Annotated in this window: 17 protein-coding genes; 5 read left to right on the forward strand and 12 right to left on the reverse strand. The window is 62.9% G+C overall.

All coding sequences use genetic code 11. The annotated features are described in order from the left end of the window. Positions 1-45 precede the first annotated feature (45 nt). From A8V01_RS07450 to A8V01_RS07460, 3 genes are all read right to left on the reverse strand, one after another. Positions 46-1,308 (reverse strand): nitrate/nitrite transporter, encoded by a 1,263-nt coding sequence (locus A8V01_RS07450; RefSeq protein WP_103095299.1) that lies wholly within the window; start codon positions 1,306-1,308, stop codon positions 46-48. A 217-nt stretch (positions 1,309-1,525) separates the two neighbouring features. Next, positions 1,526-2,740, reverse strand: coding sequence for a CmpA/NrtA family ABC transporter substrate-binding protein (locus tag A8V01_RS07455; RefSeq protein WP_103095339.1), 1,215 nt, complete (start codon positions 2,738-2,740; stop codon positions 1,526-1,528). Beyond that, positions 2,740-3,318: an ANTAR domain-containing response regulator gene (locus tag A8V01_RS07460; protein ID WP_103095340.1), complete on the reverse strand. Its 579-nt coding sequence runs from the start codon at positions 3,316-3,318 to the stop codon at positions 2,740-2,742. The genes A8V01_RS07455 and A8V01_RS07460 overlap by 1 nt, the downstream gene beginning before the upstream one ends. Positions 3,319-3,586: 268 nt before the next feature. On the opposite strand from A8V01_RS07460, the gene A8V01_RS07465 reads away from it, so the two are divergent. The 5 genes from A8V01_RS07465 (at position 3,587) to A8V01_RS07485 (ending at position 10,037) form a co-directional block, all read left to right on the forward strand. Further along, on the forward strand, positions 3,587-5,563 hold the full coding sequence (locus tag A8V01_RS07465) for an alkyl/aryl-sulfatase (protein WP_170065867.1): 1,977 nt from the start codon (positions 3,587-3,589) through the stop codon (positions 5,561-5,563). Positions 5,564-5,641: 78 nt separating this feature from the next. Next, positions 5,642-6,412: an enoyl-CoA hydratase/isomerase family protein gene (locus tag A8V01_RS07470; protein WP_103095301.1), complete on the forward strand. Its 771-nt coding sequence runs from the start codon at positions 5,642-5,644 to the stop codon at positions 6,410-6,412. Between the two features lie 33 nt (positions 6,413-6,445). Next, complete coding sequence (locus A8V01_RS07475; protein ID WP_103095302.1) at positions 6,446-8,464, forward strand: 3-hydroxyacyl-CoA dehydrogenase NAD-binding domain-containing protein; 2,019 nt, start codon at positions 6,446-6,448, stop codon at positions 8,462-8,464. Further along, on the forward strand, positions 8,461-9,609 hold the full coding sequence (locus A8V01_RS07480) for an iron-containing alcohol dehydrogenase (protein WP_103095303.1): 1,149 nt from the start codon (positions 8,461-8,463) through the stop codon (positions 9,607-9,609). Before A8V01_RS07475 ends, A8V01_RS07480 begins: the two co-directional genes overlap by 4 nt. After that, positions 9,606-10,037, forward strand: a complete 432-nt coding sequence (locus A8V01_RS07485) for an acyl-CoA thioesterase (RefSeq protein WP_103095304.1) — start codon at positions 9,606-9,608, stop codon at positions 10,035-10,037. The genes A8V01_RS07480 and A8V01_RS07485 overlap by 4 nt, the downstream gene beginning before the upstream one ends. 6 nt (positions 10,038-10,043) lie before the next feature. Here the strand turns inward: A8V01_RS07485 and A8V01_RS07490 are convergent, their stop codons facing one another. The 9 genes from A8V01_RS07490 to A8V01_RS07530 all read right to left on the reverse strand — a co-directional run bounded on the left by A8V01_RS07490 (position 10,044) and on the right by A8V01_RS07530 (position 22,742). After that, positions 10,044-11,009, reverse strand: coding sequence for an aldo/keto reductase (locus A8V01_RS07490; RefSeq protein WP_103095305.1), 966 nt, complete (start codon positions 11,007-11,009; stop codon positions 10,044-10,046). Between the two features lie 48 nt (positions 11,010-11,057). Beyond that, entirely contained in the window at positions 11,058-13,691 is a 2,634-nt protein-coding gene (locus tag A8V01_RS07495; protein WP_103095306.1) for a TonB-dependent receptor plug domain-containing protein, read from the reverse strand. A 145-nt stretch (positions 13,692-13,836) separates the two neighbouring features. Continuing rightward, positions 13,837-14,691: an arylamine N-acetyltransferase family protein gene (locus A8V01_RS07500; RefSeq protein ID WP_103095341.1), complete on the reverse strand. Its 855-nt coding sequence runs from the start codon at positions 14,689-14,691 to the stop codon at positions 13,837-13,839. A 54-nt stretch (positions 14,692-14,745) separates the two neighbouring features. Continuing rightward, entirely contained in the window at positions 14,746-16,014 is a 1,269-nt protein-coding gene (locus A8V01_RS07505; RefSeq protein ID WP_103095307.1) for an acyl-CoA dehydrogenase family protein, read from the reverse strand. Positions 16,015-16,056: 42 nt separating this feature from the next. Then, positions 16,057-17,658 (reverse strand): ABC transporter substrate-binding protein, encoded by a 1,602-nt coding sequence (locus tag A8V01_RS07510; RefSeq protein ID WP_170065868.1) that lies wholly within the window; start codon positions 17,656-17,658, stop codon positions 16,057-16,059. A gap of 76 nt (positions 17,659-17,734) precedes the next feature. Further along, the gene (locus tag A8V01_RS07515) at positions 17,735-18,775 is read right to left on the reverse strand and encodes an ABC transporter substrate-binding protein (RefSeq protein WP_103095342.1); all 1,041 of its coding nucleotides are present in this window, start codon (positions 18,773-18,775) and stop codon (positions 17,735-17,737) included. A 169-nt stretch (positions 18,776-18,944) separates the two neighbouring features. Continuing rightward, complete coding sequence (locus A8V01_RS07520) at positions 18,945-20,297, reverse strand: NtaA/DmoA family FMN-dependent monooxygenase (RefSeq protein WP_103095309.1); 1,353 nt, start codon at positions 20,295-20,297, stop codon at positions 18,945-18,947. Between the two features lie 23 nt (positions 20,298-20,320). After that, on the reverse strand, positions 20,321-21,568 hold the full coding sequence (locus A8V01_RS07525) for an FAD-dependent oxidoreductase (RefSeq protein ID WP_103095310.1): 1,248 nt from the start codon (positions 21,566-21,568) through the stop codon (positions 20,321-20,323). Positions 21,569-21,674: 106 nt separating this feature from the next. Beyond that, positions 21,675-22,742, reverse strand: coding sequence for an aldo/keto reductase (locus A8V01_RS07530; RefSeq protein ID WP_103095311.1), 1,068 nt, complete (start codon positions 22,740-22,742; stop codon positions 21,675-21,677). Positions 22,743-22,752 lie beyond the last annotated feature (10 nt).

The following is a 22,752-nucleotide window of genomic DNA, read 5'->3' on the forward strand; positions in this document are numbered from 1 at the left end:
AAATGGGGCGGCGACACCGGGATGCCGCCGCCCGTTCATGCCGGCTCAGATGCGCGCGCCGGTTTTCCAGGTCGCGCGCCAGCGGGTCTTGACGCTTGCCACCGAAGCAAGGGCCACGACCGCAAGGCCGGCAAAAATCAGGAAGCCCGGCGCGAAGCTGCCGGTGAACTGCTTGGCAAGGCCCAGCGAACTGGCAAGGTAGAACCCGCCGACGCCGCCCGCCATGCCGACAAGGCCGGTCATCACGCCGATTTCTGCCTGAAAACGCTGCGGCACCAGCTGGAACACCGAACCGTTGCCGGTACCAAGCGCCAGCATCGCCACCACGAACAGGACCAGCGCGGCGGCAAGGCTCGGCGCCTGCGACACGCCGACAAGCGCGATCGCGGCCACCGCGTAGACCATCATCAGCGCCTTCACGCCGCCGATCTTGTCCGCCAGCGCGCCGCCCATCGGGCGCACCAGCGATCCGGCGAAAACGCAGCCCGCAGTACAGTACCCGGCCACCACGGTGCCAAGGCCGAACTGGTCGGTGAAGTAGATCGGCAGCGATGCGGCAAGGCCCAAGAAGCCCCCGAACGTCACCGCGTAGAACGCCATCAGCCACCAGGCGTCGGCCTGCCTGAGCAGCGCGGCATAATCCATCAGCTTGCGCGGGGCAGGCGGGTTGGGCGCGTCCTTCGCCATGGCAAGGTAGAGCGCCAGCACGATCGTCAGCGGGATACAGGCAAGGCCCAGCACCGCGTTCCAGCCGAACATCTTGGCCAGTGTGGGCGCGAAGAGCGCAGCGAAGACGGTGCCCGAATTGCCCATCCCGGCAAGGCCCATCGCCTTGCCCTGATGCTCGGGCGGGTACCAGCGACTGGCCAGCGGCAGCGCGACGGCGAAGCTGGCTCCGGCGAAACCCAGGATAACGCCAAGCGCCAGCGTACCGCCAAAGCTGGTGACGCCCATCGACCATGCGAAGAACAGTCCGGTGATGACGATGACCTGATTGATCGCACCCGAACGCTTGGGCCCGATACGGTCCACCAGCAGCCCGTTGACCACGCGCAAGGCCGCGCCCGCCAGCGTCGGAAGCGCCACCATCAGGCCCTTTTGCGCAGGCGTCAGTCCAAGGCTCAACGAAATCTCGGGCGCCAGCGGTCCCAGCAGAACCCATACCATGAAGGCCAGGTCGAAATAGAGAAAGGCCGCGACCAGCGTCGGCGCGTGGCCGGCCTGCCAGAAGCCGACGGCGGGCTTTTCCGCGCCGTCGGTCGCAAGCGCGTCATTGTCTTCGTCAGGTCGCCAGAATGCGGTTGCCATGGTACGTCCCCCATATGTCAGGAAAGCGGACACGAAAAAAGCCGCAGGCCGGACGTCACACGATGGTGAGCCCGGTCAGCGGCTTTGCTGCGAAATTCGGTGAGGACGGCGCCCCGCCTTTGGGACGACCTATCCGATGTGGGCGCGCATCATCGCGCGACCTTCACATAGTCACGCGATTCGGCGCTTATGGCAAGGTGCAAAATTCGCCGTAGTTTCAATGCTGCGGTGCAAAACCCGCGAGGTAGTCCGCGATCCTTTCGGGGTCGAACACACGCCCGTCGAAGAACCGGTCCGGCCCCAGCATCAGATCGCCCTTGTGCGAACCCACGCCCAGCGGGGCGCCGACCGCGCCTTCCAGCTTCATGCTGGCCCCCGGCATCGGCAGCCCGCTCCCCGCCAGCGCGCGGCGATAGATGTCCGGGCGGAACACCGCCGCCGCCTGCCGTTCCGTCTCTGCAGAGAGCTCCACCATTCCCCAGCGCACCAGCTGAGAATAGATCCACAGCGCCTGACTGCGCCAGGGAAACGGCGTCGCCTCGCGGGAGAACAGGACAAAGTCCGGGCTGGAGATCGCCGCATCACCCGCGCGCGGCACGATCGAGCCGGTCAGCGCGCGCAGGATCAGGTCTGCGGGCTGGCCGACATAGCGCGGATCGGCAAGGATATCCGCCAGCGCTTCCCGGTTTTCCGGCGCATCGCACCAGACGGCGGCACGGGCCAGCGCGCGCAGCAGGCGGTCGGTGGTCTCGGGGTTTTCCGCAAGCCAGCTTTCCCGGAAGGCCAACACCTTTTCCACGCCGCGCTGCCAGATCCGCTCTCCGATCGCGACCGCCTCCGCGCGGCCGGAATCGATGGCCGCGCCGCCCCACGGCTCTCCCGCAATAAAGCCGTCGATCTCCCCGGCATGAATCGCCTCCACCGTGAGCGAAGGCGGCAACACGCGCAGCACCACGTCACGATCGGGATCCACGCCCGCGCTGGCAAGCCAGTAGCGCAGCATCAACGCATGGCTGGAAAAGCGGTGGACGACGCCGATGACCGGCTTCCTGCGCCACAGCCCGATGGCGGCAGCGAAATCATGCGCGGTGCCCAGTGGGTCGGCCAGCCGGGCGGCGGGATCGGGCGCGAGGGCAGCGGCGAAGTCCTTTGCCATGACCAGCATGTTGCCGTTGACGCCCAGCTTGTAGGGCGCTGCCAGCGCGGCGGGCTGCTGGCTGAGACCCAGCGTCACGGCCACCGCCAGCGGAGCCAGCATGTGCGCGGCCTGCACCTGCCCATAGACAAGCCGATCGCGCAAGGTTGCCCAGCTCGTCGTCCGCACGAGGTCGAGCGACAGCCCTTCTTCCTCTGCAAAGCCGCGTTCGCGCGCCGCGGCCAGAACAGCCACGTCGTTCAGCGGCAAGAAGGCGATACGAAGGCTGGTTGTCATCATACCCCTCCCAAAAGATCGCTGGCGGTAATCAGCGCCTGCGCCACTTCGACGATCCTGCGCCCCTGGTTCATCGCGGTGGAGCGCAACAAGGCATAGGCGTCCTGTTCGGACAAGGCGCGCTGGTTCATCAGGATCGACTTGGCGCGATCTATCACCTTGCGATCCGCCAGCGCGGTGCGCGCTTCCTCAAGCTCTGTCTGCATGCGCGAGAACGCGTTGAAGCGGCGGACCGCCAGTTCCAGCACCGGCTTCACCCGTTCCTTGCGCAACCCGTCCACGACATAGGCCGAAACCCCGGCATCGATCGCGGCACCGATCATCGCTTCGTCAGACTGATCGACGAACATCGCGATGGGCCGGGCAAGCGCACGGCTGACGGTAAGCATTTCCTCCAGAGTATCGCGGCTTGGACTGCCAAGGTCCATCAGCACCACATCGGGCGCCATGCGTTCCAGCCGCGCAACGAAAGCCCCGCGCGGCGGCACGATATGGATATCGTCATAGCCCGCGTCGCGCAGGCCCTCCTCAAGCACCGTCGCGCGAAGGCCGCTGTCGTCGATAATGACAATGCGCATGGAAGCCCCTTCCCGCCTCCCTTGCCGCAGGCGGATGGGATTCGTCAACGCATGCCCAAATGCGGCAATGCAAGTGCGCGGCCAAGTGCGCGGCCCAAATGGAACGCAAAAGACCTTACCCGGATCTGCCCAACCGATTATCACAACCGGGAAAGACGCCGCGCGCGCCTTGGCGGGTTTGCCTCTCCCGGCAGCATCCCGACAGTGCGCGGGGCCTGTCAGGCGAGATCGTGAGGGTCTACGCCACGGTCGCATGAAGAGGATGTCCATGGCCCATCGCGCTCGCTTTACAGCGGCAATCGCTGCCGTCTCACTTATCGCCATGGGCGCGGGCAGCAGCGTTGGCGCGCAGGACGACGCTCAGGACGCGGCGCAAAAGCCCGCCTCCGCCGCGACTCTGCGCTATTTCGAAGAGACGACCGCCAGCCTGCCGTGGAACGACAGGGAGGACTTCGACCTTGCGACGCGCGGCTTCGTCGCAGCCATCCCCGGCGGAGAGATCAGAAAGGCGGACGGCAAGCGCATCCGCGATCTCAGGGAACTTGACATCTTCAAGGGCAAACGCCCGGATACGGTGAACCCCAGCCTCTGGCGCAATGCGCAACTTCTGTCGCAGTCGGGGCTCTTCAAGGTGACAGACCGGGTCTATCAGGTGCGCGGCGTGGAACTGGCCAACCTGACGGTGGTGCTGGGCAAGACGGGCTATATCGTCATCGATACCCTGACCACAGTGGAAAGCGCGAAGGCCGCGATGGACCTTGTGCGCGCGAAGCTGGGCGACAAGCCGGTGATGGGCGTGATCTACACTCATTCGCACATCGACCATTTCGGCGGCGCGGCAGGTGTGATCACCCCTGAAGAGGCCAGCGCACGAAAAGTGCCTATCGTGGCGCCCGGCGGGTTCCTCAAGGAAGCGATCTCGGAGAATGTGATCGCCGGCCCCGCCATGAGCCGCCGCGCGATCTACGCCTTCGGGCACCTCATAGGCACAGGACCCAAGGCAGACATCAGCGACGGCATCGGCCCCGCCTTCAACCGGTTGGGCAACGCCACCGGGCAGGTCCACATGCTTCCCCCCACGCATGAGGTGACACGGACTGGCGAGACGATGTCGATCGACGGCGTGGACCTTGAGTTCCAGTACATGCCCGATACCGAGGCCCCCGCCGAAATGGCGATCTACATGCCCCAACTGCGCGTGCTGGACATGGCCGAGAACGCCAATTCATCGCTGCACAACATCCTGACGCTACGCGGCGCGCAAGTCCGTGATGCAAAGGCCTGGGCGGACGATCTGACCCGGTCCATCGCACTTTACGGCGATCGCACGGATACGCTCATCACTTCGCACTTCTGGCCCCACTGGGGCAACGCGAAGATTCTCGACTATCTTGGCGCGCATCGGGACATGTACAAGTACCTGCATGACCAGTCCGTGCGAATGATGAACCAAGGGATGAACGGCGAGGAAATCGCCGAGAATCTCAAGCTCCCGAAACCACTGGCCGATCGCTGGTTTAATCAGGGCTATTACGGCACACTGAGCCATGACGCCAAGGCAGTCTACCAGCGCTATCTGGGCTGGTATGATGGCAATCCCGCCAACCTCAACCCGCTGCCTCCCGAAACCGCTGCGGCAAAATACGTGGAAGCCATGGGCGGCCCGGAGGCTGTGCTCAGGCTTGGCCGAAAGGCGATTGCGGAGGGCGATTATCGCTGGGCTTCGGAGCTGCTCTCGCGCCTTGTTTTCGCGCGGCCGGATGATCGCGCTGCCAAACTGGCTCTAGCCGACAGCCTTGAACAGCAAGGCTATCAGGCGACAAGTTCGATGTGGCGCAATGCCTTCCTGACCGGCGCCAAGGAACTGCGCGAAGGCGTGAAGACCGGTGGATTCGATTCCGTAGCCGGCGCGATCCCGGCCATGCCACTCTCGGATATTCTCGACCTGCTTGCGGTACGCGTTGTACCCGAGCGGGCGCTGGCGGCACCGATGGCTTTCAACCTTGTGCTGGACGGCAAGGACGCCGAGCACGTGGAAATCCGCAACGGTGTGCTGATCCATCAGCCGGTGGGCAAGGCTTCCGGACAGAAGCTGGAACTGACCCGCGCGCAACTGGTAGCAGCGATCACGAAGAAGCCGCAGGACAGCGCCCTTGCCGCCGATGTGGCGAGCCGTCTGGATGCCTTCCTTGCTCTGGTGGAACCTCCCAAGGGCACCTTCGGACTGGTAACGCCGGCCCCTTGAGCATCATATCCGTGAATATGGCCCGGCCAAGGCGCCGGGCCTCCCCGCCCGAAGCGCGTAGAGCCTAAGCCTTTCGGCATGACCATCACCGTAACCCGTGACGGCGCCGTCGCCGTCGTCGCCTTCGACCGGCCCGCCGCGAAGAACGCCTTTACGTTGGCGATGCGGGCAGAGTTCATTGCCGCCTTCGCCAAGCTGGAAGCCGATCCCGGCGTGCGCGCCGTGGTCCTGACCGGCACCGGCGGCGCATTCTGTTCCGGCGCCGACATTGGCGAGATGGGCGACACCACGCCTGACGATTTCCTGCGCCGAATGCGCCAGTTGCACGCCATGGCCCGCGCCGTTGCCCGCTTCCCAGCCCCTGTGATCGCAGCAGTGGACGGCGTGTGCATCGGCGCGGCCTGGGGCTTCGCGCTTGCCAGCGACATCGTCCTTGCCAGCGAACAGGTACGCTTTGCCGCCACCTTCCGCAGGATTGGCTATGCGCCTGACGCGGGGCTTGCCTGGCAATTGACACGCACCATCAACCCGATGCGCGCGAAGGAGATCATCTATTCCGGCCGCGAGGTCCACGCACCCGAAGCGCTTGAACTGGGCCTGGCAATGGAAGTGCTGCCCTGCGAAGCATTGTTGCTGCGCGCGCTGGAACTGGCGCGGATGATCGCAGATGGCCCCGCCACCGCGCTGCACCTTGCAAGGCGCCAGTTCGCCGTAGCACCGGCGATGAGTTTCGAGAGCTTTCTCGACTTCGAAGCGACAATGCAGCCGTTGCTCGGTCAGACCCGCGACCACCGCGATGCCGTTGCCGCTTTCCGCGACAAGCGCGCGCCCACTTTCAACGCCGGCTGAACGCTCGCGTCCTCATTTCCCATGGAGCCCATAATGATCCGCACCGAACAGACCGGCCCGATCCTGACAATCACCCTGGACAATCCTCCGGTCAATGCGCTTGGCGCCGCCGTGCGCAGCAGTCTGGCGCAGGCCATCGCTGCGGCCTCCGAAGACCCGGGCATCAGCGCCGTCATCGTCACAGGCAACGGTAAGCTGTTTAGCGCAGGCGCGGACATTTCCGAGTTCGGCAAGCCACTGGCCGACCCGCAACTGCCAGATGTTCTCGCCACGATCGAGGCTTGCCCCAAGCCGGTGATCGCCGCGATCAACGGCACCGCGCTGGGCGGCGGGCTGGAAGTGGCACTTGCCTGCCATTACCGCGTCGCCGTAACCTCTGCCAAGCTGGGCCTGCCCGAAGTGAAGCTGGGTATCCTGCCCGGTGCGGGCGGAACCCAGCGCCTGCCGCGCCTCCTTGGCGTCGAGGCAGCGCTGAAAATGATCGTCTCGGGAGATCCGGTCTCTGCCGCCAAGGCGCTGGCAGACGGCCTCGTCGACAAGGTCGTCGATAATGGTGATGACCTGCTCGCCGCCGCCGCCGACTTCGCGCACTCTCCCGCCTGCCCGACCGGAGAGCGCAAGGTCGCGGGCGATGCCGCTGCTGCGGACGCTTTCGTCGGGGCCAATCCCCGGCTGTTCAAGGGCTTCACGGCGCCCCTCGCCTGCGTCGAGGCGGTGAAAGCGGCCGCCTCCCTGCCGCTCACCCAAGGTATGGCAGTCGAGCGCCGTCTGTTCCTGAAGCTTGTCGCGGGCGAACAGTCGAAGGCCCTGCGCCACGCCTTCTTCGCCGAACGCGCCGCCGCCAGGATTGACGACCTTCCCAAGAATATTGTGCGGCGAGAAATCCGCCGCGTCGGCATTATCGGCGCGGGCACGATGGGGGGCGGCATTGCCATGAACTTCCTGTCGGCTGGCCTTCCCGTCACTATGGTCGAGACCAGTGCTGAGGCGCTCGAACGCGGGGCTGCGCTGATCCGCAGAAATTACGCGGCCACCGCCGCCAAGGGCCGTATCACCATAGATCAGGTCGAGGCGGCCATGGCGCTCCTCGATCCGACGCTGGAATTCGGGGCTCTGGCTGATTGCGATCTCGTGATCGAGGCGGTCTACGAGAACATGGAGGTCAAGAAGCAGGTCTTTGGCCGCCTCGATGCAGTGGCAAGGCCCGGCGCGATCCTCGCCTCGAACACCTCGTACCTCGACGTAAACGAGATCGCTGCCTGCACCTCTCGCCCCGAAGACGTGCTGGGGATGCACTTCTTCTCGCCCGCCAACGTCATGAAGCTGGTGGAGGTCGTTCGCGGCGCGAAGACCGCACCGGACGTGCTCGCGACGATCATGGCGTTGGGCCAGAAGATCGGCAAGGTGCCCGTGGTAGCGGGCGTATGTTATGGCTTCATCGGCAACCGCATGCTGATCCCGCGTCAGGACAACGCCCTTGCCCTCGTGATGGAGGGCGCCAGCCCCGAACAGGTGGACAAGGTCCACACCGACTTCGGCATGCCGATGGGCCCGTTCCAGATGACCGACCTTGCAGGCGTGGACATCGGTTGGCACCGCGATGAAACGCGCATCGACAACCTCAAGGACGCGCTCTGCGCGCAGGGACGCTGGGGCCAGAAGACGAAGGCGGGATTCTACGACTACGACGAGAACCGCAAGCGCAGCACATCCCCCGTCGTTGCCGCGCTGATCGAGGAGTTCCGGCAGCGCGAAGGCATCACGCCGCGCACTATCTCGGACGAGGAGATCATGGTGCGCACGCTTTACACCATGGTCAACGAAGGCGCGCTGATCCTTGAAGAAGGCATCGCACAACGTTCATCGGACATCGACGTGGTGTGGCTCTATGGCTATGGCTGGCCACGCTGGACCGGCGGCCCGATGTTCTGGGGCGAACGCGAAGGCTTTGCAAAGATCGTTGCCGGACTGGAGCAGTACATGAAGCGCATGCCCGAAGGCTTCACCATTTCGCCGCTGCTGCGCGCACCACAGGCAGAGCCGATCGCATGACCGGCAGCTTCGCGTTCTCTTACGGTCCGCGCCTTGTCAGCGGCGCGGGTTGCGCCGAACGCATCGCCGATCTGCTGCCTGAAGGCCCGGTGCTGTTCGTCACTGACGCGATGATCATAAAGCTTGGCCTTGCCCAAGGTGCACTGGCGGCGCTGGCGGCCTCAGGGCGGGATGTGACGATCGCATCCGAGGTCGAGGCCGACCCCTCGCGCATCACACTCGAAGCGGTGGTTGCACTGGGGCGGAAATGCGGCGCTGCAAGCGTCGTCGGGTTCGGCGGCGGCAGCCCGATGGACGTCGCCAAGCTGGCGGCCTACTTGCTCGGCTCGGGCGATGATCTCGACGCGATCTGGGGCGTCGGCAACGCGCGGGGAAAGGGCCTGCCGCTGGTGTTGGCGCCGACCACTGCGGGGACCGGATCGGAAGCCACCCCCGTCTCGATCATCACCCTGCCCGGCGATGAGAAGCGCGGCGTATCCTCCACCGCGCTGGTTGCGGCTTACGCTGTGCTCGACCCGGTGCTGACGCTGGGCCTGCCGCAGCATGTCACCGCCGCCACCGGCATGGACGCAATGGTCCACGCGATAGAGGCTTATACTTCGGCGCACCTCAAAAACCCGATGTCCGACCTGCTAGCCCGCGAGGCGCTGCGCCTGCTGGCCGCGAACCTGCTTGTCGCCTGCGAAGAGCCGGGCAACATGGCCGCGCGCGAAGCGATGCTGCTGGGCGCGCATCTGGCGGGCGTGGCGTTCGCCAACGCGCCGGTTGCGGGCGTCCACGCGCTTGCCTATCCGCTTGGCGGACACTTCCACGTGCCGCATGGTCTCTCGAACGTGCTGATGCTGCCGCATGTGCTGGGCTTCAACATGAACGCCGCAATGCCGCTCTATGCGCAGCTTGGCCCGCTGGTCGATCCGGCACTGGACGGCCTTGGCCAGCAGGCGCAGGCACAGGGCCTGCTTGAAGCGCTGCGCGACATGGCGGCAAAAGCGGGCATGCCCGCACAGCTGACCGCCGTGGGCGTGAGCGCCGACGATCTCGACCAACTCGCCGCCGACGCAATGCTGCAGGAACGCTTGCTGAAGAACAACCCGCGCCCGATTACGCTGCGTGACGCGCGCCAACTCTATGAGGCCGCCCTTTGAGCCGCGAACCGCTACGCCCGCGCACCGCCTATCACCATTTCACCCCGATCAGTACACGCTGGCACGACAACGACGTCTATGGCCACGTCAACAACGTGGTCTATTATTCGTGGTTCGACACGGCCGTGAATTCCTGGCTTATCGAGGTTGGCCTGCTTGATATCGAAAACGGCAACCCGATCGGTCTGGTGGTGGAAACAGGCTGTCGCTACGCCGCCTCGGTCGAATTCCCGCAAAGGGTCGAAGTGGGCCTGAAGGTGGCCCGACTTGGTTCCAGCAGCGTGACGTACCACCTCGGCATCTTCGTCGAAGGTGTCGAAGATCCTGCGGCCGAAGGGCAGTTCACTCACGTCTATGTCGACCGTGACACCCGCCGCCCTACACCGTTACCCGATGCATGGCGGCAGGCGCTGGAAGGTATTGCCTGACCGGCCTCAGCTTGATGCAGGTGCCGGCTGCGGCCGCCCCTGAACGGCAAACCGATCCCCGACCGTCGTCCCGACGGGAAAGGCTTCGTCCAGTTCGGCAATGGTAGCCTCATCAAGTTCAAGCTTGTTGGCAGCCCAGTTCGCCTCAAGGTTCGCGATACGGCGCGTGCCGGGAATGGGCACCGTATCCTTGGCGATCAACCATGCGATGGCGACTTGCGCAAGCGTTACGCCCAGTCTTTCGGCAACGCGCTCAATCAGGGCGCGGCGTCGCGCGTTCGCCTCGATCGCATCCGCATGATACCGTGGATGCAATTCACGCCGGTCGCCCGCCTCTGTGGGAAGCGATCCGGCCAGGAAGCCCCGGCCCAACGGGCTGAAGGGCACGAAGACGATGCCCAGTTCACGCACCGTCGGCAGGATTTCCGCCTCGACATCCCGGCTCCACAACGAATATTCGCTTTGTAACGCGGCTATCGGGTGAACCTTGTGCGCCCGCCGAATGATTTCGGCCGATGCTTCCGACAAGCCGATAGCGCCGATCTTGCCCTCTTCCTTCAGCCGCGACAGTTCTCCGACGGTGTCTTCGATCGGCGTGTTCGTGTCCACGCGATGAAGATAGTGAAGGTCGATGTGATCGACACCCAGCCGCTTCAGGCTCGCTTCCACGGCCTGACGGGCATAGGCCGGCGAACCATCTACACGGGCGCCGGCCTGCTCGGCCGAGAAGCGAAAGCCGAACTTGCTGGCGATCACCAGCCGGTCGCGCTGCCCGGCAAGTGCCTTGCCCAGCAACGTCTCGTTGTGGCCGCGTCCATAGCTGTCTGATGTGTCGAAGAAGGTGATGCCAAGGTCGATGGCGCGATGGAGGGTTCGGGTCGATTCCGCATCGTCAGAACTGCCGTACACACTCGAAAGCGGCATGGCACCGAAGCCCTGCTTGCCGATCACGGATTTAGAGAAAGCAACCATCTGTTTCGTCTCCAGCACGGGGTTAGGGTATCAGGGAATTCGGATGGCTCACCACTTCACGTCGAGCCGGGCGTAATAGAATCCGCCATCAAGACCGAAGGGCGCGTAGCGATTGTAAGGCGCGACTTCGGTGCCGGAGATGAACTGCAGGGCCTGGGCCTCCGCAGAGATCCGATCCGGTCTCTTGTTCAGAATGTTGGTTCCGCCAACGGAGATGCCCAGCCAGTCGGTCACCGCATAGTTCACATTTGCATCGACGGTGACGGCCGGTGACTGGTGTTCATCCAGAGCCGCGCTGGCTCCACGATACGTGGTGGAACTCCACCGCGTCGCCTTGACCCATAGGTTGAGCTTCTCTCGCTCCCACCGCAGCGCAAGAGACGTGATGTTCTTGGGGTAGTAGCTGGTGAATTGCGCGCCAAGCATGCGCAGGGTGCCTTCGCTGGCAGTGCCGATAATCGCGGGAAGCGCGGAGAAGTTCTTGACCTTGGTGACATTCTGGTTGCTTGCAAGCGTCCAGTACAGCGTGCCCAGATCGCCGATCGGATCGCTGTGCTCCAGCTTGAAATCGAAGCCCCTGGTGAGGGTACGAGCACCGTTGATGTTAAACGTCACTGAACTGACGTTGTAATTGCCCTGCGCGTTCAGCAAGTCGGCGAGCGGCGTACCCGCCGTGACGTTTGCCGATGCAGCCACGATACGGTTGCGAATGTCGATCAGGTATCCGTCCAGGGTCAGCACCGTGCGGGCAAATGGCCGTGCCACGAAACCGGCGCCCGCGTTGATGCTGTGCTCCGCCTTCAAGGCGGGAACACCGATCAAATGCCCCAGTTCATCGAAATGGTTGGTGGTGACGGACGTGCGCTGTGTGAACTCACCATAGGTCGGGCTCAGCGGATTGTTGTCGACCGAATAGCTGCCGCTGCGCGTGATATTGCGCTGCTGCAGAAGCGTCGGCGCGGAGAAGCCGTTGCCGAAACTGCCGCGAACGGCGAAGCCGTCGCTGAATTCATAGCGGGTGGAAACTTGCCCTGCCGGAGCGTTGCCAAAATCTGTGAAATGCTCGAAACGCCCTGAAAGGTCGATAGTCCACCGATCTGTGAGCTGCTGATTAAGCTCGATGTAGCCGGCAATGGTCTGTCTGCTCCAAGACCCGGTAGCTTCCGGCGGCGTACCTGACATGCCCTGTGCGCCAAGGTTGGGATGGGTTCCGGCAAGAGCGGTGCCCTCTGGCCAGACCCATGTTCCCGCAAGATAGGAGAGCAACTCCCCCTGCCCCTTCCTGAAGCTGTCTCGACGATGTTCGGCGCCGAGGGCGATGGTCAACGGCTGGCCGAAGAGCCCTGAATCCACCTTCCGTGAGAGTGAAAGGGTGGACAGCAACTGTCCATTGATCTGCGAACCATCGTAAAAATCGCGCTGATCCCAGTATTCAGGCCCGGCGGACACATTGATGCTGTTCTTGGTATAGATCTTGGCATGGTCACCGCCGTAACCGCTACTGAGGTTCCAGTCCCAACCGGCCAGTTCACCCTTGACCCCCAGAACCGCCTGAAAGTCGTTCTCCCTGACGTCGAATGTCGGCAGATAGCCATCAGGAAACACAAGTTCGCCGCTCGTATACGGAGCATTCGCGAAAGGGTCCTGCGGACTGGGCGTGGTGCCGGGTGCACGCGACTGGTTCGATGCGGTGCGATAATAGCCCGGGCCTGATGAATAGCGCCAGGCATACGTGGCATTGCTGTAAAGCGTCACGTCGCCCAGCGGCACCTGCGCGTTGTACGCAAAGGAGAAGGTCTTCGAGGAAGGCATGCCCAGCCATTGCCGGTACCGCGACTTACTGGTCTCGCGAGGATCGAGCGAGCCATCGGCCAGCGTGGGATAGAGCAGCGTGGCGCGGTCCGAAAGCGAGGCCGCCTTGTAACCGGGAAAGTTGTTGGTCGCGTTCTGCCACTGCGCATTGGCGCTGAGGTTCACGAAGCCGCCATCGTCGTCGAGCCGCCATCCCTGATGGACCTGAATGTTTTTGGTGCGGCCGTACTTGTCGGGCAGGTCCCCAACGCTCTGGCCATACTGTCCGTAGTAGGCGGACAAGGATCCGCCATCGTCCACGGTCTTCTTGAGGATGATGTTGATCACGCCCGCGATCGCGTCCGACCCGTAAAGCGATGCCGCACCGTTCCCCAGCACTTCTATGCGCTCGATCGCATTCGAAGGGATCAGGTCCAGATCCGTGGGAGATGCGCCGCCGACCAGTAGCGAAGTCGTATGCCGGCGAACGCCGTCGACAAGGATCAGCGTGTCCTTGGCATCCAGCCCTCTCAGCCGTGCCCCCCGCACACCGGCGCCCTGCTGCCCTTGATAACCGCCCGCCTGGACCAGATAGCTGGGCAGCACCTGCGACAAGGCATCGCGCAGATTCTGCTTGCCGGAACGTGCGAGGTCTTCCGAATTGGCAACCGATATGGGCACGAGGCTTTTTTCGGCCGTCCGCCCTTCCGTGCGGCTGCCGGTGACGACGATCGTGTCTCCCTCTACGTCGGCAGCAGCCGGAGAATATTCTGCCTCTGCTCCGGTTTCCGCATTCGCCCGTCCCGCTGCCAAGGCCGTCAGCGCGCAGCCGATCAGGAGCGAATGACCAACCAGGCGGAACCGCCCGCCTTGAGTGTGTGCTGTTTCCAAGAGTTCATGCCCTCACTTAATACTCTATCTTTTTTATAGAGATTATGAGGTATGGCATCATAGATTTTTTTGGCTCCCGACAAGCGGTGCTGATGCGTCCGCAGTTCAGGCAATCAGCTGCCTGAACTGCGGGGACCCGCTGCCCTCAGCAAAACAGCGGCAGGCTCGCCGCTTCCTGTTCCGTCAGATCGATACGGAACACCGTGCGCAGCGTGTCTGCATAGTCTGCAGGGCCGGCGATCTCGCGTCGTCGGGTGCCGCCTTCCCCGTGTGCTGCGCCATATATCGTGAGGGTTCGGTCCACCATCGAGGCGAATCCGGTTTCGTGGGGAATGCTTGCCACATGCAAGGTCGTGAAACGCGTTTGCGCGCGCGTCGAGGCCCAATGGTTGGCCTGCTCCAGATCATCGGGGGCGACATCGGACAGATCGAACACATATTGCGGCTGCCAGTCGCCATGTTGCGCCGCGCGACCATCGGTTGCGCTTGCTGGTCCCGCGCGTTCCAGCAACCATTCACCTTCGAACGTGCCGCGCTCTCCGGTACGGCGCAAACGATGGCGGGCGCCATCAGCGGTCCGAACCTCTACGCCTTCCTCCAGCGGAAGCGGGGCAAGATCGCTGCCACCGAAACCGGCATCGGCCACCCAGGGCCGGCCATCGATGAGAAGCAACAGGCAAGTGTGGGTGCGAGGCGGCACAGCGTCTTCCGGCTGGCCCAGACGGACCCGTGCCAACAAAGGCCGATTTCTCACGCCGACCGCCGTCAAGGCATCCGAAAACAGGCGATTGTGTTCGAAGCAATAACCGCCGCGCCCCTGCACCACCAGCTTGTCGAACACGCTCTGCGGATCAATCCGGATAGGACGTTGCAACATCGCGTCGAGGTTCTCGAACCCGATGTTCCGTCGGTGGGCTGCTTGCAACGTGGCAACGCCCTGCGGCGTGGCTGAAGGTGCGCCGGAAAGACCGATCCGGCCAAGATACTGATCGAAATTCACAAGAAACCTTAAGTCGATGGTATATATTATGACCTCCTCACGGATCACTGTCCGTCAGAAGACACGGCCCTCGTCGAAATCGTCGCGCACGCCATTGATGACGTAGTCGCCGATGACACGCGCCCGCAGCGCTGCCGGGTTGTGGTTGCACAACGTGCGCACGTTTCGCCAGTGGCGGTCGAAGTTGCGTCCTCGCGCGGTCGCCGAACCGCCACCGGTATCGAACAGAAGTTCGGCGGCTTTCAGCGCCAACTGGCCTATCATCACCTGCCCGCGCGAATTGGCAAGCTGCGCTGCCAGGACCACGTCGTCGAGATCGGGCGCATTCGCAAGGATCGCCGCCTGCGATATATCCAGGTGACGCGCAGACTCCGCTATCAGTGTATCGATGGTATGCGACAGCACTGCGATGTCTCCAACAGTGCGCTGCACAAAATGGTCGTCACGCGCCGTCGCCGATGCGGAATGCTTGGCAGACCGCGCCTGGTGCTGAACATAGGACGTGGCATCGGACAGCACGTTACGAACGATCCCGGCCACTACAGCCATCAGATGCAGCTGCGCCCGCACTGCGCCGTGACGCTTGATAAAGGGGCTCGTTTTTACGCGCTGGAAGTGCAGCTCGCTTGCCTCTATGCGGACATTGTCGAGAACCACGCTGCCACTGGCGCTTAGCCGTTGACCCATGCCATCCCAATCGTCGCGAACGTCCACTCCTTCCCGGTTCGCAGGGATAATCACCCCGGTCGGCTGACCTTCGGCGTCGATTGCGCTGAAGCTAAGGTAGTCGGCAAAGATCGCGCCGGTGGCGTAATACTTGTGTCCGTTAAGACGATAGTGATCGCCTTCTTGCAGCAGCGTGGTGCGGATCATGTTCGGACGCGGCGTGCCGATCTCCATGTTCGCCCCCCCGAACAGCTTGCCCACCAGCACATCTACAGCAAAGCGCCTGCTGGAATCCGAATCCGGATCGAGCGCTATCGCTTCGAGAAAGCCGAAGTGCGTGCGCAGGGCATGAGCGACACCCGAATCCGCCGAAGCGATAGAGGCGATGATCTCCACCTGATCTGCATGACTGCCGCCCGGGCCTCCCAGCGAAGTGGGAACGCGCAGCCAGGTAAGCCCGGTCGTTCGCAGCAACCGAAACAGTTCGTATGGTAGACGACCCTCGCGCTCGCGCTCAGCCGCGCCTTCGGCGATCTTTGCGACGACAACGGGAAGGCCGGCAAGTATGTGCTCCCGCGTAAGGGGCTGCACTGCGGCCCGCCCGGCCCCTGCCTCGCGCACGCCTGTCGAGGGCTGCTGCAAAATATCCGTTGCCATCAAACTTGTCTCCAAGGCAGCCGAAGCATCGGCGGCGTATTTTCAATTGAACTTGAGATCCGCAAAGTTGCCGTAAAACCCTTCGGCCGTGTCAGGCAGGCGCGAGAGGCGCCTGCCTGAAAAGATGGAGCCGCTGGTAGTGTATAGGGGTATCCGAGGCAGGTCTGTCTGCGCGATACGCTGGAACTCGGCATAGTAGGCCCGGCGCTTCTCGATATCCGGCTCAACCTGCGCCGCCTCCAGCGCCCGGTCCAGCGCGGGATTGTGGTAATGTGCGCCATTGGAGAAGGCCACGCCCGGCTTGAAGCTCTTGGACCAGTAGAACCGCTGCGTCCCGATAACCGGGTCCGGTCCCATCTGCCCGCCAGAGAGGGCGACTTCGAAATCACGATCGGTATAGATGCGCTTCACGAAGGTCGCAAAGTCCTGCGATCGCAGTTCAACCCGGATACCCACCCTGGCGAGCGCCGAACGGATATACTCCGCCAGCTTGATTGACCTTTCTCCCGATGGTGTGGGGTCAAGCGTGAAGCTGAGCCGCGCGCCCTTGGCGTCAGGCTTCAGTCCCGCTTCGTCGAGCAGGGCTTTCGCACGCTCCGGATCGAACGGATAGAGCGGCACGTCTTCACTGTGAAAATCCTTGTAGACCGACGATATCGGGCTGCGATCTATCACCCCGTTGCCGAACAGGATGTGCTTCAGAATGAAGTCCGGGTCTATCGCATGGGCAACGGCCCTGCGCACCCGCACATCGCGTAACTTCGGCACATCCAGATTGAACTCCAGACCCATGCCCGCCGTGGGCAGAGCGAAATTGCGATCGTCGCGCACGATATCGGGCAATTTGGAAACGCGAGCGATATCTCCCGGCGCGATGCCGTTGGTGAACTGGATCTCACCAGTCTCCAGCGCCGCAGCATTGGCAGCGCTTTCTCCGATGACCCGGAAGATGACGCCGTCCAGCGCCGGCTTGCCCTTGTCCCAATAGTCGCGGTTGCGCTCCAGTCTGATGAACTGGCCCCGCTGCCATTCCACGAACCGGAACGGCCCCGTTCCGATCGGCGCATTGTTGGCCGGGTTGGAAAGAACGTCACGCCCTTCGTAGACGTGGCGCGGCACTACCTGGGATTCGAAAGAAGCCAGCGCGCTGAGGGCATAAGGCGCCGGATCGGAAAAGCGCAGAACTGCGGTCAGTGGGTCAGGCGTGTCCACCGCCACGAGTCTGGCAAAAGTCATCCTCCCACGGCTGTGATACTTACTCCAGATACTCAGCGCCGAATATGCGACATCGGCGGAAGTGAATGGCTTGCCATCGTGCCATTTCACCCCGGGCCGCAGGTTCAGGGTAAGCGTGCGCTTATCATCGCTGACGTTCCAGGCCTGCGCCAGCCCCGGCTCGGGCTTCAAATCGGCTGAGTAAGTGAGCAGACCGTCGAATATCTTGGGGGACACCAACTGCCCCCCACCCGCAGACGTGATCGCCGAGGTCAGAGTGGTGGGCTCTATACTGATGGCCACCACCAGAGTATTGCCCGCCCCTTCCGACGCCCCGCCGCATGCCTCAAGCAACGGCAGCATTGCCAGTACGCCGCCCATGCCCAGCACGCTACGGCGGCTGAGGGCGTTTAAATCATCGTCGTACATGCAAATCATCCCTTGGAGGCGGAAAAGGAGGCGCCGATCCGGACCGGAAGGAAGATCAGCGCCTTCCTGTCACAGATCAGGCAGCGACACGATGGGACAGCGCCGCCCACGGTCGCTCGTCCACCCAGGCCCGCACATCGAAGTCGGCTGCGAGGAACCCCCATTCGTGGAGGAAATCCTTGTAGTGAGCGATCGCATCGATCAGTTCCGGCTCAAGCCCGATGCCAAGATGGCGGTGCAAGTCTGGACCATTGGCAACGGCAACCACGTTTTCCGATGCACCCGCTTCACGCGCAACGAAGCGACGAACCTCTTCCGGGTGTGCTTCGGCCCAGGCGCTGGTACGCTGAAGAGTGCGCAGGATCGTGGTGACAAGATCGGGGCGGTCCTCTGCCAAACGTTCATCGACGGTCAGGACGCGCGGCGATCCAGAATTGATGCGAATACGCGGATCAGGATGGAAGCCGAACTCCGCAACAGCGTGTGCCGCGATCAGATTGGCGACCGCGACGCCCGCAGTGCCCTTGACGTAGATCGCATCCACTTCGCCGCGCAGCAGCGCCGCTACTTCGGCGCCGTATGCCTGCCGACCGCGCAGGCCGAATAGCTGCGGCCCCTCCCGTTCGTCCAGCACCGATCTGGTCAGCGCGATATCGACGATCTCCACGTCCCTGTGTGTCAGGCCCTCCAGTGAAAGTGCTGAGACAAGGCCCTTGAGCGCCGTGGCAGCCATGAAGTCAACGATCCCCGCAGGACGGCGCGGCACGCCAAAGCGACGGCCGACAAGGTCCCGCGTGGTGCGGATGCCGGTTTCCGGCAGCGTGATGATTGCCTGGAATTCATCGGTCCAGGTTATGCCGACAAGTCGGGTGCCAGCCCCTTCAGACCTTGCCCGGATCGGCGGCACATTACCGCCGTGACGGAACGAATAGGCAAGGTGATGATCGAAGTGGCTTGCGCGGACGGCTCGGTCCTGACTGTCCGCAATCGAATTGAGAGTGACGCCCTCCTTCGCGAAAGCATCGTCCAGAAAGCCCAGCTGGACAGCCAGACCCACCGGGGTCGGCACTGGGCAGCGCGTGTACCAGATTTCCGAGACGCTGTTCTTTTCCGTCATTGCCATGCCTCCTGTTGATGGCGCGGGACAGCCGGCTGAAAAGCAGATCGACACTCCTGATGAGCTACCGACCCCAACCTTTTCGCTGTTCGACATTCGATGATGCTGGCTGTGATGACAGGTATATTCTCTACTATTCCAATAGGAATTTAGATTATCTGTCGAATGATCAAGCAAGGCTTTCAGCCGGCATCGAAGGACGCGCACGGGCTGCGGGGTGCGGCAGGCCGAAGCGCTCACGAACGGTGCGGTCGTCATAGGCAGTGGGATAGACACCGCGATCCTGAAGAATGGGGATCACCTTATCGACGAACTCCTCTATATCATCGGGCGCCCGGGGCGGCTGATAGGTATAGCCGTCCACCGTGCCGTCGGCCCACAGGTCGATGATCTGGTCGGCGATCTCCTCGGCGGTGCCCAGGATCAGACGGTGGTTGCCTTCTGCCCGCCGCACCACTTGCCGCGCAGTCAGGCGTTCATGCGTCAAAAGATCCACAAGACCTTGTGTGAACCCGATTGCCGTGATCCGCCCGGGATCCGGTATGAAGCGCTCGACATCAAGCGGGGCGTCGGGATCGAAGTCGTGCGGGTCGATCCCGTGTTCACGCGTGAACCTCACCAGAAGCCCGTCTTCCGACCCTGCCCCGCTGAACAGTTCATGCTTGCGTAGCGCTTCTTCCCGGCTTTCGCCAATGATCGCCACCAGACCGGGCGTAAGGCGGATTTCAGAAGGGTCGCGCCCGGCGGCGATGGCACGCTCCGTCACGCGCTGGCGGAACGCCTGCCCGGCACCGCGCGAGAGGATGTTGCAATAGATGATCTCGCCATGCCTCGCCGCCAGGTCGATACCCCTGTCCGAGCCACCCGCCTGTGCGATCACGGGATGGCCCTGCCGACTGCGCGGGACGTTCAGCGCGCCCCTGACAGCAAAGTATTCACCGTCATGCGCGATCGGCTCTACCGCGTTCGTATCCCAGAACTGCCCCTCAGGCTTTTCGCCTTCGGCGTCCCAATCCCAACTGCTCCAGAGCTTCTTGGCAACTTCAAGAAACTCCTCAGCACGAGGATAGCGGACATCGCGCGGCGGCAAAGGGTCATTGCCGAAGTTCGCTGCCACCTCCGGCACGAAGTTCGATACGATGTTGAGGATCAGCCGCCCGCCCGAAATCAGGTCAAGCGTCTGCGCCCTGCGCGCCAGATTATAGGGAGAGTTGTAAGTGGACGAAACCGTCGCCACCAGCCCGATATCTGGCACCGATGCCGCAATGGCAGTCAGCAGGATCAGCGGATCGAAGGTGTGCAACGGCCGCGATGCAGGATCGGGCCGCAGCAGCGGCATGTCCGACAGGAACACTGCGTCAAACACTCCCTTATGCGCAAGTCGCGCCAGTCGCAGGTAATGCTGGATGTCAGTGACGTCGCGCGGCTTGAGACGTGCGTACTTCCACGCATTACCCAGATAGCCGGTGGTGTTGATACCGACATTGAGGTGAAGGCGACGGTCGGGAATGGATTGGGTCATCGTAAGACTTTCCGGATGGGGGTCTATTCAGCAGCGACGTCAAGGGCAGGGCGGGTCGCGGTGGCGTTATTCAGCATCGCCGCCAGCGAACCGCGCACAGCCTCGTAGCCATGCTCGCGCATGGCTTCTTCGTAATCGTGCACGGCCTGCGCCTGCGGCTTGCCATTACGGCGAGCGGCAACCAGTTCGCGGGTCAGCAGGCCCGCATCGTAAAGCGCGGTATTGCCGCCCAGCGCCTTGAAGTAGGTCATGGAATGGATCGCATCGCCCAATAAAGTGACCGGGCCGGTGGCCCAGACCGCCCCCGGCACAGAGGTGCGCACTTTAAGCAGCGCCACGGTCGAAGGATCGCTGTGCCGGATCAGACGCACGATCCGGTCGTCCCAGTCAGCGATATGATCGACCAGCAGGTCCAGCAGCCCCTGACCGTCCATGGTGTCCAGCAGGTCATCAGAGGCCAGCTCGTCTCGTTCGTAGGCGGTGTTCCACCAGATGTAGCTGGTGGTGTTGTCGAAATGAGCGCCGGTAATGTCATTGTGGGTCGGATCGTCCCGGCCGATCAGGTCATGGCGCGCATGGGCCGCTGCGTCCACGCGATGGCTTGTGATCATCATGCGCCGGCCGTTGGCTGGCTGAATACCGGCATTGTAATCTATCAGCAGCGGCGAGATATCGTGCGCCGCAGCGGCGGAAAGCGCCATCTTGCCCGCCAGCCTGCGCATGCCGGTATCAATGACGCGGAAATCGGGAAGCAGCTGCCTTCGCACTACGGAATTTGCGCCGTCCGCTCCGACCAGCAAGTTGGTGCGAATGGCAGAACCGTCCTTGAACCATGCAATAACGGTACCGTCTTCCTGCTCCTCGTAGCGCTCGAACGCGCGCCCGGCGTGGAACACATCGTCGAGATCGGACAGCAGTATCTGGCGCAGCGTGATGCGGCTGACCGATTTTGCAACATGCGTATCTTCGCGGTCATGCGCGCTGGCTGTCGAAGACAGGAGATTGAACCGCTCATCCAGAGCAATGCTTTCGGACGGCGCAATACCGATCGTCTCCAGAAACGCGTTGTACAAATGCGGCGGCAGGTTCGCGGCAAGGGCATCCAGCCCGCGCTGACGGATCCTCAGGCGAAAGCCCTGCACGTAGTCCGCCCGGACATGATCGCGCTCGAAAACCGCGACGTCGATGCCGTGCTTGCGCAGCCCATGGGCCAGCGCAAGGCCGCCCGGCCCGCCGCCAACGATCGCGATGTCGACAAAGGGTATGGTCATCGGAAACCACCTGGTAAGAAACGCTGGGGAGGAGGGAGGAAGGGGTGCTCTGCCCGGCACACCCCTTCCCCGTGCCGGTTCGGCAAGGAACAGGCGCGTCGTGCACTCAGGCGAACTGTCTCACCGGCCGCTCGAATTCTACGACGTTGTCGATATCCGTGTGCGAGAAAGGCACCCGGCCTTCGATCGGGTGGCTGGGATCATTGAAGCCCAGCGTCGATGCATGCCCGGTCGTAACCAGACCGTTGACGAAAGCCTCGTCCTCAGCGGTCAGCCTGACATCAAGGGCGCCGATATAATTCGCCCAATGCGCTTCTGTGCGCGGACCGGTGATGGTCGAAGTCAGCAGACGATTGTTGAGCACCCAGGCGATCGCGAAATGAACCGGGTCGATCCCGCGATCGCGGGAATAGCCGGCAATCTTCTGCGCGATCGCTACAGATTCAGGGCGCCATTCGGTCTCCAGGATACGCTTGTCGGCACGTCCTGCACGGGTGTCGGCCGGGGCGGCCGCGCCCGGTGCGTACTTCCCGGTCAGTACGCCGCGTGCCAGCGGGCTGTAGGACACTACGCCTAGCCCATAATAGTTGGCCGCGGGCAATTGCTCGGCTTCCGCCACACGGTTGACGATGTTGTAAAGCGGCTGACTGGCGACCGGACGGTCGATGTTGAACTGATCCGCCAAGAGCGAGACTTCGGCGATGCGCCAGGCGCGAAAATTGGACACGCCGAAATAGCGCAGCTTGCCCTGTTGGATCAGATCGCCCAGCGCGCGAACCGCTTCACCCAGCGGTGCATCGAAGATGGCACGGTGGAAATAGAGTATATCGATGTAATCAGTGCCGAGCCGGCGAAGACTGTTCTCGACGCTTTCGATGATCCACTTGCGCGACTGGCCGCGCTGGTTCGGGCCAGGGCCGCGCGGATTGGCGAACTTGGTGGCAAGTACCCAGTGGTCGCGATGAGCTTTTATTCCGCTACCAACCACCTGCTCGGATGCGCCCTTGTTGTATCCGTCGGCAGTATCGATGAAGTTGATGCCCTGTTCCCGCGCGGTATCGATTATACGGTGCGAAGTAGCTTCGTCCGTTTCGCCACCGAACATCATGGTGCCAAGCGTCAGCGGGGAAACCTTGAGGCCGGAGCGGCCGAGATAGCGGTAGTCTATGGACATTATCTTCTCC

It is taken from the genome of Novosphingobium guangzhouense (assembly GCF_002896965.1).
Taxonomy (GTDB): Bacteria; Pseudomonadota; Alphaproteobacteria; order Sphingomonadales; family Sphingomonadaceae; genus Novosphingobium; species Novosphingobium guangzhouense.